Here is a 13,153-nt window from a genome sequence, read left to right on the forward strand (position 1 = left end):
CGTCACGCCATCAAGCCGTCACGCGTGCGGCTCGCGCCCGACCTGTTCGAGCGGCGGGCTGAACCCGAGTACCGTGTATTGCGTCACGGACACTGTCCCTTTCCCCGCCGCGCCCCGCACGACGACCGCACGCACGGCGCCGGCCCGGTCGAACTTCAGTTTCGTGCCGACGGTCGCGTTGCGCAGCGCCTCGAGTTCCTCGATCCGCGCGATCGCCAGCTTGCGCACCGCGCCGGACACGTACACCGGCAGGAACACCAAGGCGATGAAAATCGACACCGCGTCCTTCGACACACTGTCCAGCATCGGCTGGCCCGACATCACGAGCGACAGCGACGTCGCGGCGACGAAGATCGCCAGCACGGTCGCGCCCACGCCGAGCGACGAGAACCGCTCGGACGCCTTCTTCATGCGTGCCTTCACCAGCGCACGCGTGGTCGCGGACGTCACCAGCCATTCGCGCTGCGCGCCGTAATACCCGGCGATGCCGAGGAACAGCGTCGCGACCGCGCTGACGATGATGCCGCTGTACAGCGCATCGAACATCACGCAGACGAATTCGAGCACGCACACGACGACCAGCGGCACCAGCAGCAGACGGAACGAATAACCGTCGCGCCCGTGCCCCTGGATCCACCATTTCACCAGCGACAGCTGCCAGAAGCGGCTGTCCCGATGGAGCGAAAGTTCTTCGAAGTCCGTCAATTTCCCACCCGTGGAATCCCGTTGCGTCACCCGCGCCGCGTTGCCCGCGCCCGCCCGAAATGAAAATGAATACCTCAGGTTATCGATTGATCCCAAAGATTCATTAGACAGTGTCTCCGCCGCCGCGCGATGCTGGCCCCGCCACTAAACGCGGTGTCATTGCACCGCCGCACACGAGAACGGAGTGAGACACATGCCTGACGACCACCGTCAACGGCGCCGCACGTTGTGGCTGCTGTGCGCGCTTTCGTTCATCCTCTACATCGATCGCGTCAACCTCGCGACCGCGGCCGGCGCGATCAAGGCCGAGCTCGGCCTGTCGAACACCGAGCTCGGCGTCGCATTCTCCGCGTTCGCGTATTCGTATGCAATCTGCCAGATCGGCGGCGGCTGGATCGCCGACCGGTTCGGCGCCCGCATCACGCTGATCGGCTGCGGACTGATCTGGGTCGTCTCGACCTTCGCGACGGGGCTCGTGCACAGTCTCACGCTGCTGTTCGCCGCGCGCCTGCTGCTCGGCATCGGCGAAGGCGCGACGCTGCCCGCCCAGTCCCGCGCGATCACGCACTGGTTCCCGCGCGAGCGGCGCGGCGTCGTGCAGGGCTTCACGCATTCGTTCTCGCGGCTCGGCAACGCGGTCGCGCCGCCGATCGTCGCCGCCTTGATGACCTGGCTGTCGTGGCGCGCCGCGTTCTTCGTGATCGGCGCGGTGACGCTGGTGTGGCTCGCCTGGTGGATCGTCGGTTTCCGCGAGCACCCGCTCGGCGACGAAGACGGCCGCAGCACGCGCGCCGCGCGCCCCGCACCGCCGTCCGGCCCGACGCCGTGGGGACCGCTGTTCCGCCGGATGGCGCCGACGATCTTCGTCTACTTCTGCTACGGCTGGACCGCGTGGCTGTTCTTCACGTGGCTGCCGACGTTCTTCCTGAACGGCCAGGGCCTGAACCTGAAATCGACCGCGCTGTTCGCGTCCGGCGTGTTCTTCGCGGGTGTGGTCGGCGACACGCTCGGCGGCTGGCTCTGCGACCGGATCTACCGGAAGACCGGCAACCTCGCACTCTCTCGCCAGAGCGTGATCGTCACGAGCTTCGCCGGCGCACTCGTGTGCCTGCTGCCGCTCGCGTTCGTGCACTCGACGGCCGGCGTCGCGCTGTGCCTGTCAGGGTCGTTCCTGTGCCTGGAGCTGACGATCGGGCCGATCTGGGCCGTACCGAGCGACATCGCGCCGACGCACGCCGGCATCGCGAGCGGGATGATGAATGCCGGTTCCGCGATCTCGGGGATCCTGTCGCCGATCCTGTTCGGTTATCTCGTCGACCGCACCGGCAGCTGGACGGTGCCGTTCATCGGCTCGGTCGCGATGCTGCTGATCGGCATCGTCGCCGCGCTGCGGATTCGCCCGGACCGCACGCTGTCGGAAGCGATGCCGGCGCTCGTCGAGGCCCCCGTCGCGCCGTCGGCGCACTGACTCGGCTCGCCGCGCCTTCATCCGCGCCACCCGTGCCGGCATCACGCCTCACCGCGTTCCGCGACGCCTGATCGGCCCGGCCGGCGCACCGCGCCGTCAGGCGGCGTCATCCTCCTCGACACCCTCGCGGTGAAACAGCGCGAGAAACTGCTGCGCGGGGATGCTCAGCGGCCGGTCGCGCCGCACGATGCTGCCGTACGACGGCAGCTTCTGTTCGAGCGCGTAATCGATGATCGAAACGAGCCCGTGCTCCGCGTTGCGCTGCGCGACCGTCAGCGGAATCACGCCGAGCATCGTCGAACGGTCGACGAGGTTCATCGTGGTCAGGATCGACCCCGTTTCGACCAGCCCGCGCGGCATCGGCTGGTGACGCGCATGAAACTCGCGCTCGACGACCTCGCGCGCCGGGCTGCCGGCCGGCTGCAGGATCCACGCGTAATCGAGCAGCGCGTCGAACCCGACCGGCCCGGCGCCCGCGAGCGGATGGTCGCGGCCCGCGATGATCGCGAGCGCCTCGTCGTCGACCACGCGGAAGTCGCAATCGGCCCCGACGTTGCGCCCGATCACCACTTCGAGCACGCCTTCGCGAAGCTGCGGCATCAGCCGGTCGCTCGTGTCCACCGCGATATCGATCGCGAGCAGCGGATAACGCGCCTTCAGCTGCACCAGCGCCTCGGTGAGCCGCCCCGGCGACGCCGCCATGATGCTGCCGATCGCCAGCCGCCCCGCGCTGCCGAGCTGCAGTTCGCCGAGCTCGCGGTTCAGCGCCTCCATGCTGCCGCGGATCCCGCGGAAATAGCCGAGCACGCGCTCGCCGGCCGGATTCAGCACCAGCCCGCGTCCGATGCGATCGAACAGCCGCTGGCCGAGCGCGCTCTCCAGTTCGGCCAGCATTTTCGTCGCCGCCGGCTGCGTGAGGCCCATCTGCTCGGCCGCCGCGCGCAGCGTCAGGCATTCGTCGACGGCAAGCAACAGCGCGATCTGCCGCATGCGCAGCCGGTTCAGCAGCTGCGGGGTCGAGTCTCGTCGGTCGATCGAGCCCATCTTTGATTACTCCAGGTTATCGATTCATCAAGAGTTTTCAATTTACCGACTCATTCCGTCTACCTAGCATCAACCCCATACACGAACGGCCATGCGCCGCCACCGGAGACACAGCATGCACACCCCATCGACCGCCGCCCCCCTGCCCGTCGTCGCCCTGACGCTCGGCGACCCCGCCGGCATCGGCGCCGAACTGATCGCGAAACTGCTCGCGCGGCCCGACGCGACGGCTCACGCGAATCTCGTGCTGATCGGCGATCGCTGGCTGTGGGAAGCCGGCCAGCGCGTCGCCGGCGTGCAGGTCGACGTCGAACCCGTCGCGTCGCTCGCCGCGGCACGCGGCCGGCCGTCGACCGCGCGCGCCGCGTTCGTCGACGTCGAGACGGTCGATCCCGCGCAGGTCACGGTCGGCCAGGCCGGCGCGCCCGGCGGCCACTCGACGCTCGTCGTGCTCGACCAGTGTCTCGACGCCGCGCTCGCCGGCGAGATCGACGCGATCTGCTTCGCGCCGCTGAACAAGTACGCGATGAAGCTCGGCGGGCTCCGCCACGACGACGAACTGCACCACTTCGCCGAAGCGCTCGGCGTGACCGACTATTTCTGCGAATTCAACACGCTCGGCGAACTGTGGACGGCACGCATCTCGTCGCATATTCCGCTGAAGGATGCGGCGGGCTGCCTGAGCATCGAGCGGATCGAACAGGCATCCGAACTGATCTACCGGTCGCTGCTCGCGAACGGCGTCGCCGCGCCGAAGGTCGCGATCGCCGCGTTCAACCCGCACGGCGGCGACGGCGGCAGCTGCGGCCGCGAGGAAGTCGACATCATCGAGCCCGCGGTGCGCCGGCTGCAGTCGCGCGACTGGCCGACCGACGCGCCGTTCCACGGCCCGTTCCCCGCCGACACGATCTTCCTGAAGGCGCTGGCCGGCGACTACCAGGCGATCGTCACGATGTACCACGACCAGGGGCAGATCGCGATCAAGCTGCTCGGCTTCTCGCGCGGCGTGACCGTGCAGGGCGGGCTGCCCGTGCCGATCACGACGCCCGCGCACGGCACCGCGTACGACATCGCGGGCCGCGGCACCGCCGACGTCGGCGCCACCTGGCAGGCGCTGCAGATCGCGTGCCGGATGGGCGCCGCGCGCCGCACCCCCGCAGTTTCGGCGTGACGGCCAAGCCGGCCGCCCGCCTTTCACACACGACAACATCGATTCTCGGAGACACCACCATGAAAATCCGGTCCGTGCGCGCTCGCGTATTCCAGTGGAAAGGAAAGACCGTCCCGCCGCAGGGCAACTTCTGCTCGAACGCGATGGATTTGCTGTATGCGCCGCAGGAAACGATGAGCACGTTCCGCTTCCATGCGTGGACGGTCGTCGAAGTCGAGACCGACGACGGCATCGTCGGCCTCGGCAACGTCGCGCTCGCGCCGCACGTCGCGAAGGTCATCATCGACCAGTACCTCGCGCCGCTCGTGATCGGCCAGGACCCGTGGGACTACGAATACCTGAACCAGCGGATGTATCGCGCCACCCACGCGTGGGGCCGCAAGGGCGTCGGCATGGCCGCGATCTCGGCGGTCGACATCGCGATCTGGGACATCCTCGGCAAGAGCGTCGGCAAGCCGGTGTTCAAGCTGCTCGGCGGCCGCACCAAGGAAAAGATCCCCTGCTACTACTCGAAGCTCTACCGCACCGACCTGAAGGCGATGCAGGACGAGGCGCAGCAGTATCTGAAGGAAGGCTTCCGCGCGTTCAAGATGCGCTTCGGCTACGGGCCCGCGCACGGGCAGCAGGGGGTGGTCGAGAACCTGAAGTCGGTCGCGGCGATCCGCGAGGTGATCGGCTACGACAACGACCTGATGCTCGAGTGCTACATGGGCTGGAACCTCGAATACGCGAAGCGCATCCTGCCGAAGCTCGAGAAATACCAGCCGCGCTGGCTCGAGGAGCCGGTGATCGCCGACGACATCGACGGTTACGCGGAGCTGAACCAGCTGACCCGCATCCCGATCTCCGGCGGCGAGCACGAATTCTCGCTGTACGGCTTCAAGCAGCTGCTCGACCGCAAGGCCGTGTCGGTCGTGCAGTACGACACGAACCGCGTCGGCGGGATCACGATGGCGCACAAGATCAACGCGCTGTGCGAAGCGTACAGCGTGCCGGTGATTCCGCATGCGGGCCAGATGCACAACTATCACCTGACGATGAGCACGCTCGCGTCGCCGATGAGCGAATACTTCCCGATGTTCGACGTCGAGGTCGGCAACGAGCTGTTCTATTACATCTTCGACGGCGAGCCGGTGGCCGAAAACGGCTTCGTGCAACTGCGCGACGACGTGCCGGGCCTCGGTCTCACGCTGAAGACCGAATTCCTCGACCAGTTCGACATCGTCGAGTGAGGCCGGCCATGAACGCACGCTACCAGGGCGTCTTTCCGGTCGCGCCGACGATCTTCGACGCGCACGGCGCGCTCGATCTCGACGGCCAGCGCCGCTGCCTCGACTTCATGATCGACGCCGGTTCGCAGGGCCTCTGCATCCACGCGAACTACTCCGAGCAATTCGCGCTCGGCGACGACGAACGCGACCTGATCACGCGCACCACGCTCGAGCATGTCGCGGGCCGCGTGCCGGTGATCGTCACGACGTCGCACTTCAGCGCGCGGATCTGCGCGGAACGCAACCGGCACGCGCAGGCGCTCGGCGCGGCGATGGTGATGGTGATGCCGCCGTACCACGGCGCGACGTTCCGCGTGCCCGAAGCGCAGGTTCGCGCGTTCTTCGCCGAAGCGGCCGACGGGCTCCGCATTCCGCTGATGATCCAGGACGCGCCCGCGAGCGGCGTCGCGCTGTCCGCGTCGTTGCTCGCGACGCTCGCGCGCGAGATCGATGCCGTGTCGTACTTCAAGATCGAGACGGCCGGCGCCGCGTCGAAGCTGCGCGAGCTGATCGCGCTCGGCGGCGACGCGATCGAGGGGCCATGGGACGGCGAGGAAGGCATCACGCTGCTCGCCGATCTCGATGCGGGCGCAACCGGCGCGATGACGGGCGGCGGTTATCCGGACGGGATTCGCCGGATCACCGATGCGTATTTCGCCGGGCGCCGCGATGAAGCGTGCGAGCAGTACGCGCGCTGGCTGCCGCTGATCAACTACGAGAACCGCCAGTCGGGCTTCCTGACCGCGAAGACGCTGATGCGCGAAGGCGGCGTGATCGCGTGCGACCAGCCGCGCGCGCCGTGGCCCGAGCTGCATCCGCAGGTGCGCGCGGGGCTGCTCGATACGGCGCGGCGGCTCGACCCGCTCGTGCTGCGCTGGGGACGCTAGAAATCGAAAGCACGCGCGACGCAAACGCGTTGCGCATCGGCGGCCGGCACCTGCCGGCCCGCCACGGCGAGACAGCGGCCCATCCGAAGGCCGCCGCGGCCGACTACCCGAACTGGATGGAGACACCATGACCCTGTTGACCCCGGCCACCCCGGCCTACGAAGCCGGCGACGCCGTTCCGCGCCGCCGCTGGCTGCGCGTGATTCCGCCGCTGCTGCTCGCCTGCATCATTTCCTACATGGACCGCGTGAACATCGCGTTCGCGATGCCCGGCGGGATGAACGCCGAGCTCGGCATGGACGCGACGATGGCCGGCCTCGCCGGCGGCATCTTCTTTTTCGGCTACCTGTTCCTGCAGATTCCCGGCGGCCGGCGCGCGGCGCTCGGCAGCGGCAAGACATTCATCGCGTGGTCGCTCGTGAGCTGGGCCGTGCTGTCGGTGCTGACCGGGCTCGTCACGCATACGTGGCAGTTGCTGACGCTGCGCTTCCTGCTCGGGGTGGCCGAGGGCGGCATGCTGCCCGTCGTGCTCACGATGGTCAGCCGCTGGTTCCCCGACCGCGAGCGCGGCCGCGCGAATGCGATGGTCATCATGTTCGTGCCGCTCGCCGGCATGATCACCGCGCCGCTGTCCGGCTTCATCCTCGCCGCGTACGACTGGCGTCATCTGTTCTTCAGCGCGGGCGCGCTGTCGCTGCTGTGCCTGGTCGCGTGGCTGCTGTTCGCCGACGACGGCCCGGAGACCGCGCGCTGGGTGTCGCCGCGCGAGAAGGCGTACATCCTCGACGCGCTGCGCGACGAGCAGGAACGCAAGCGCGCGGCCGGCACGCCGGCTGCCGCATCGTTCGGCGAGATGCTGCGCAACCCGACGATCTGGCTGCTCATCGCCATCAACTTCTGCTATCAGGTCGGCATCTACGGCTATACGATGTGGTTGCCGACACTGCTGAAAAACCTCACGCACAGCGGGATGGGCAAGGTCGGCCTGCTCGCGATGCTGCCGTATGTCGCGATGGTGATCGGGATGTTCGTCACGTCGTATTTGTCTGACCGAACCGGCAAGCGCCGCCTGTTCGTGCTGCTGCCGCTCGTCGGTTTCGCCGCGTGCCTCGCGCTGTCGGTGCTCACGCACGCGTCGATGGCCGTGTCGTTCACGTTCCTGATCGGCTGCGGCTTCTTCCTGCAGGCGGCCGCCGGCGTGTTCTGGGCGATTCCGCCGAAGCTCTGCAGCGTCGAGACGGCCGGCAGCGCGCGCGGCCTGATCAATGCGCTCGGCAATCTCGGCGGCTTCTGCGGCCCGTATGCGGTCGGCGTGCTGACCCAGCACGTGAGCGCGGCGGCCGGCGTGCTGAGCCTCGCGGTCACGCTCGCGGTGGCCGGCCTGCTCGCGCTGACGCTGCCGAAGCGCTGCGAGGACTGATACCCGATAACAACGGAGACACACCATGAACGACATCCTGCTGCTGGTGCAGAAATGCGCCCATACCTTCAGTTTCTACGACCTCGACACGAAAACCGCGCTCAAGCACGTCGTGCTGCCGAACTACCCGCACGAGTTCACTGTCGACGTGAACCACCGCTACGCGTACGTCGGCATCTTCGGGATCGAGACCGCATGGTCGCGCGGCCATGAAGGCGATCACCGGATCGCCGAGATCGACCTCGTCGCGCGCACGCACACGCGCATGCTCGACCTGTGGCCGTACTACCGGCCGCACGGCATGGCGAGCGACCGCGACGGCCGGTTGTACGCGATGAGCGAGGCGCACGACATGCTGCTCGTGTTCGACGAGCCGACCCGGCAACCCGTGCCGAACATGGCCGTGCCGTCCGGCGGCGTGAAGACGCACCTCGTGACGCTCACGCGCGACGCGAGCCGCGCATACGGCGTGCACCTGCTGTCGAACACGGTCACGCAGTTCCATCCGCGCGACGCGACGGTCGCGCCGCGCGCGGTGATGCCGGGCCCGCGCCCGGAAGGCAATGCGCTGTCGGCCGACGAGCGCACGCTGTTCGTCGCGAATCGCGGCGACGACACGCTGGTCGAGATCGACACGGAGACGATGACCTGCGGCCGCCGCGTGAAGACGCGCAGCGATCCGAACCGCATCTACCGGACCAGCGCGCCGGACGGCCGCGACCTGCTGCTGCTGACCAATTCGGGCGAACGGTCGATCTCCGTGTTCGATGCACGCCAGCTCGAGGAGATCGAACGCATCGTACTGCCCGCGAACCCGACCGCGCTGTCGTTCCATCCGTCGCGGCGCGTCGCCTACGTATCGTTCCAGGACGACTACGTGCGCGAACTCGATCTCGATACCTGGCGCTTCGTCGGCGCGCTGGCGACGCTGCGCGAACCCGATGCGTCGTTCGTGCTCGCGGGAGCACGCTGACATGCACGACGGAGCGTCGCCCGACGAATCGTCGCCCGACGGCCTGCCGGACGCGCTCGTCGATGCGCATCACCACCTGTGGCGGCTCGATGCGGGCGCGCACTATCCGTGGCTGCAGACGCAATACGATCCGGCGCGCTTCATGTTCGGCGATTACGCGGCGCTGTGCCGCGATTTCGGCGTCGACGAATTCCGGCACGCGGCGCAACGCGCGCCGATCGTCGCCAGCGTGCACGTCGAGGCCGAACGCGCGCGCGACGAAGCGCTGGCGGAAACGCGCTGGCTGCACGAGGTCGCGGCGGCGCACGGGCTGCCGTCGGCAGTCGTCGCGTGGGTCGACCTGCTGGCCGGCGATGCGGATGAGCGGCTCGCCGAACAGGCCGCGTGGCCGCGCGTACGCGGCGTGCGCTTCAAGCCGCGCACCGCATCGTCGCCGGATGCGCCCGTCGACGGGCCCGGCACGCTGCGCGATCCGCGCTGGCCGGCCGCGCTGCAACGCGTCGCCGCGCACGGCCTGTGCTGGGATCTGCGCGTGCCGTTCTGGCATCTCGGCGACGCGGCCGCGCTGCTCGCCGACGCACCCGATGTCGACGTCGTGCTCGAACACGCCGGGCTGCCGTGGGATCGCTCGGACGCCGGGCTCGCGCGCTGGCGCCGCGGCATGGAAGCGCTTGCGGCATCGCCGCGCGTGGCCGTGAAGATTTCCGAACTCGGCTTGCGCGACGCCGTGTGGAACGACGCGGACAACGCGCGGATCATCCGCGACACGATCGCGATCTTCGGCTGGGAGCGCTGCCTGTTCGCGAGCAACTTCCCGGTGGCCGGTTTGCGCGTGTCCTATCCCGCGCTGCTGCGCACGTTCGCCCGCGCGATGGCGGACCTCGACGACGCGGCACGCCGCGCGATCTGGCATGACAACGCGATCCGCGTGTACCGGATTGCGCTCGACGCGCCGTCCCGGCCGGCTCGCGGATAACCCGCGTTTACGCACCTTCCGCGCCGTTCGGCCGGGCAGCGCGCGCCGCCCGACCGACACATTTTGTGCATCGCACGACTCATCCTGAGCAAAAAGTATCGGTTCGCGTTTTCTTTTGATGTGGTGTCCGCATCGCCCCCGTCACACCATTGTTCCTGCCGTCATCGACGGCATTCGAACAAGCAGAATCAAGGAGACACGGGTGAACAAGATGCGAATCGTCGCAGCCGGCCTGCTGCTCGGCGCCTGTCTGCCGGGCGTCGCGGCCGCGCAGGTCTGCAAGGTGCCGACCCTTCGGGTGCTCGCGCAGAAGAGTCTCGGCCTGTCGGTGATGGAGAAATCGCTGGCCGACTACGAGAAGAAGAGCGGCACCAAGGTCGAGATCAGCTACTTCGGCGAAAACGACCGCCGCGCGAAATCGCGGCTCGATGCGTCGACCGGCGCCGGCTCGTACCAGATCTACTACGTCGACGAGGCGAACGTCGCCGAATTCGCGTCGGCCAACTGGATCGTGCCGCTGCTCAAGTACTACCCGAAGGAATACGACTACGACGACTTCCTGCCCGGCCGCCGCGCGGTCGCGAGCTACAACGGCGTTGCGTACTTCGCGCCGCTGATCGGCGGCGGCGACTTCCTGTTCTACCGGCGCGACCTCCTCGACGCCGCGCACATCCCGGTGCCGAAGACGCTCGACCAGCTCGTCGCCGCGATCAAGAAACTCAACGCGCCGCCGAAGCTGTACGGCTGGGTCGCGCGCGGCCAGCGCGGCTCGGGGATGAACGTGTGGCGCTGGTCGCCGTTCATGCTCGGGATGGGCGGCGCATGGACCGACAAGGGCGGCCAGCCGACATTCAATTCACCGGCCGCCGTGAAGGCCACGCAGCTCTACAGCGACCTGTTCAAGTACGCGCCGCCGGGCGCCGCGACCTACGACTGGAGCAACGCGCTCGAAGCCTTCCGCTCGGGCAAGGTCGCGTTCATGATCGAATCGACGCCGTTCGCGGACTGGATGGAGGATACGAGCAAGTCGAGCGTCGCCGGCAAGGTCGGCTACACGCGTCCGCCCGCACCGCTGCCATCGGCCGCGTACGGCCACGGCTTCGCGATCTCGGCGGTCGGCGCGAAGGACGACTGCACGCGGATGGCCGCCGGCCGCTTCATCGCGTGGGCGACCAGCAAGGACCAGGAACAGGCGCGGCTGCGCAACGGCGTGTTCAGCGACTACAACCGCGCCAGCACGATCGGCAGCCCGTACTTCAAGCAGCACGTCGCACCGCAGATCCAGGCCGGGCTGAACGACACCAACCCGGTCACGCAGGTGACGATCTGGCGCACGCCGCAGTGGCCGGATATCGGCGACAACCTCGGCATCGCGCTCGAACAGGTGTTCACCGGCACGCAGACGGACGCGCGCGGCACGCTCGACGACGCGGCCCAGTACGCGAAGGATGCGCTCGAACATGGCGCTCGCAAATGACGGTGCCGGCGGACGCGCGCTCGGCGTCCGCCCGGCCCCTTCCACCCCTTCGGCGCGGCGCGGCCGCGCGCGCCGCGACCGCAGGAGCCTGCCGTGGGTGTTCCTCGCGCCGACGCTCGCGCTGCTCGCGGTCCTGAGCCTCGTCCCGACGGTCGCCGCGATCAATCTCGCGCTGCGCAACCGCGTGCTGCGCTACCCCGACAGCGAATACGTCGGCCTGCGCAACTTCGTGCGGCTCGCGTCGGACCGGCGCTTCCTGAACGCGATCGAGGTATCGGTGCTGTGGGAAATCGTCACGGTCGCCGGCGCGGTGATCGTCGGGATCGCGCTCGCCGTGTTCCTGTTCGAGCGCGTGCACGGCCGCTGGCGCCGCTTCGCGTCGCTGGTGCTGATCATGCCGGTGCTGCTGCCGCGTGTGTCGGCCGCGTTCATCTGGAAGTTCATGTACGCGCCGCTCACCGGCATCCTGAGCTGGCTGCTCGGCACGCTCGGCGTCGAGAACACCGCGTTCCTCGCCGATCCGCATCTCGCGCTGTACGCGGTCGCACTGGTCGACGTGTGGCAATGGGGGCTGTTCTTCGCGGTCGTGATCCTGAAGCTGCTGGAGACGCTGCCGCCCGAGCCGCTCGAAGCCGCGCGGCTCGACTACGCGACGACGTGGCAGGTGCACGCGTACATCGCGCTGCCGATGCTGAAGGCGCCGCTCGTGAGCCTCGTGTTCATCAAGATGGTCGAGTCGCTGCGCTCGTTCGACCTGATCTACGTGATGACCAAGGGCGGCCCCGGCATCGCGACCGAGACGCTCGACCTGTATGCGTACCAGCAGGGCATCGGCCTCGCCGGCAAGGTGTCGTATGCGTCGAGCATGGCCGTGCTGATGATGGTCGCGACCACGCTCGTCTTCACGCTCATCTGGAAGAGGGTCAACAAATGGGACGACTGATGGCCCGCCGCGGCACCGCCGCCACCGTTTCCACCGTCGCGATCGCCGGCGCGATCCTGCTCGTCGCCGCGTTCCCGCTGTTCTGGGCCGTGCTCAATTCGCTCAAGCACCTGCTCGACATCGTCACGCCGACGCCGCGCTTCTTCTTCACGCCGACGTTCGCGAACTACGAGCAGGTGCTGTCGAGCCCGGAAGTGATGATCGGGCTCGGCAACAGCATCGCGATCGTCGGCGCGGCCGTCGTGCTCGGCGCGCTGCTCGGCGTGCCGGCCGCGTATGCGATCGCGCGCTACCCGGTGCGCGGCAAGCGCGACATCCAGTTCTTCCTGTTGTCGCTGCGCTTCCTGCCGCCGGTCGCGGTTGCGCTGCCGCTGATCGCGATCTGGGTCGACCTCGGGCTGTACGACACGAAGCTGTCGATGATCGTCACGTACCTGCTCGTCACGCTGTCGACCATCACGTGGCTGTCGATCCCCGTGTTCCGCCGGCTGCCGCGCGAGATCGAGGAAGCCGCCGCGCTCGACGGCTACGGCCCGTACGCGGTGTTCTGGCATATCGCGCTGCCGGTATGCGCGAGCACGCTGCTCGGCGGCATCGTGTTCAGCTTCGTGCTGGTCTGGAACGAACTGATGATCGCGCTCGCGCTGACGTCGTCGCGCAGCGCGACGCTGCCGGTGGTCGCGTCCGCGTTCACGTCGCTCGGCCAGGAAGTGCCGTGGGGCGTGATCAACGCGTCGACGGTGCTGCTCGCGCTGCCGCCGCTCGTGTTCGTCGGCATGCTGAGCCGCCTGCTCAATTCGATGGTCAAGGGAAAATAA

12 protein-coding genes are annotated in these 13,153 nt (G+C 68.2%); 10 read left to right on the plus strand and 2 right to left on the minus strand.

The genetic code is table 11. The annotated features are described in order from the left end of the window. Positions 1-18: 18 nt before the first annotated feature. Positions 19-705: a hypothetical protein gene (locus ACN22W_RS29465; RefSeq protein WP_419688165.1), complete on the minus strand. Its 687-nt coding sequence runs from the start codon at positions 703-705 to the stop codon at positions 19-21. 193 nt (positions 706-898) lie between these two features. Here ACN22W_RS29465 and ACN22W_RS29470 point away from each other — a divergent pair, with 193 nt between their 5' ends. Further along, positions 899-2,173, plus strand: coding sequence for an MFS transporter (locus ACN22W_RS29470; protein ID WP_419688166.1), 1,275 nt, complete (start codon positions 899-901; stop codon positions 2,171-2,173). Between the two features lie 96 nt (positions 2,174-2,269). Here the strand turns inward: ACN22W_RS29470 and ACN22W_RS29475 are convergent, their stop codons facing one another. Next, entirely contained in the window at positions 2,270-3,217 is a 948-nt protein-coding gene (locus ACN22W_RS29475; RefSeq protein ID WP_419688167.1) for a LysR family transcriptional regulator, read from the minus strand. Positions 3,218-3,332: 115 nt separating this feature from the next. On the opposite strand from ACN22W_RS29475, the gene ACN22W_RS29480 reads away from it, so the two are divergent. The 9 genes from ACN22W_RS29480 to ACN22W_RS29520 all read left to right on the plus strand — a co-directional run bounded on the left by ACN22W_RS29480 (position 3,333) and on the right by ACN22W_RS29520 (position 13,153). Further along, positions 3,333-4,388 (plus strand): 4-hydroxythreonine-4-phosphate dehydrogenase PdxA, encoded by a 1,056-nt coding sequence (locus ACN22W_RS29480; RefSeq protein WP_419688168.1) that lies wholly within the window; start codon positions 3,333-3,335, stop codon positions 4,386-4,388. Positions 4,389-4,447: 59 nt separating this feature from the next. Continuing rightward, positions 4,448-5,620: an L-rhamnonate dehydratase gene (locus ACN22W_RS29485; RefSeq protein WP_193101869.1), complete on the plus strand. Its 1,173-nt coding sequence runs from the start codon at positions 4,448-4,450 to the stop codon at positions 5,618-5,620. 8 nt (positions 5,621-5,628) lie between these two features. Further along, complete coding sequence (locus ACN22W_RS29490) at positions 5,629-6,546, plus strand: dihydrodipicolinate synthase family protein (RefSeq protein WP_419688169.1); 918 nt, start codon at positions 5,629-5,631, stop codon at positions 6,544-6,546. Positions 6,547-6,673: 127 nt separating this feature from the next. Beyond that, complete coding sequence (locus ACN22W_RS29495; RefSeq protein ID WP_048242971.1) at positions 6,674-7,966, plus strand: MFS transporter; 1,293 nt, start codon at positions 6,674-6,676, stop codon at positions 7,964-7,966. Positions 7,967-7,991: 25 nt separating this feature from the next. Beyond that, positions 7,992-8,939 (plus strand): YncE family protein, encoded by a 948-nt coding sequence (locus ACN22W_RS29500; protein ID WP_419688170.1) that lies wholly within the window; start codon positions 7,992-7,994, stop codon positions 8,937-8,939. A gap of 1 nt (position 8,940) precedes the next feature. Then, a complete protein-coding gene (locus ACN22W_RS29505) occupies positions 8,941-9,915 on the plus strand; it encodes an amidohydrolase family protein (RefSeq protein WP_419688171.1) in 975 nt (324 codons plus the stop codon). Positions 9,916-10,126: 211 nt separating this feature from the next. Beyond that, positions 10,127-11,392, plus strand: a complete 1,266-nt coding sequence (locus ACN22W_RS29510; RefSeq protein ID WP_419689854.1) for an ABC transporter substrate-binding protein — start codon at positions 10,127-10,129, stop codon at positions 11,390-11,392. Next, positions 11,376-12,335, plus strand: a complete 960-nt coding sequence (locus tag ACN22W_RS29515; RefSeq protein WP_419688172.1) for a carbohydrate ABC transporter permease — start codon at positions 11,376-11,378, stop codon at positions 12,333-12,335. The genes ACN22W_RS29510 and ACN22W_RS29515 overlap by 17 nt, the downstream gene beginning before the upstream one ends. Continuing rightward, entirely contained in the window at positions 12,323-13,153 is an 831-nt protein-coding gene (locus ACN22W_RS29520) for a carbohydrate ABC transporter permease (RefSeq protein WP_419688173.1), read from the plus strand. Before ACN22W_RS29515 ends, ACN22W_RS29520 begins: the two co-directional genes overlap by 13 nt.

The sequence above is a fragment of the Burkholderia theae genome (assembly GCF_048565265.1).
Taxonomy (GTDB): domain Bacteria; phylum Pseudomonadota; class Gammaproteobacteria; order Burkholderiales; family Burkholderiaceae; genus Burkholderia; species Burkholderia theae.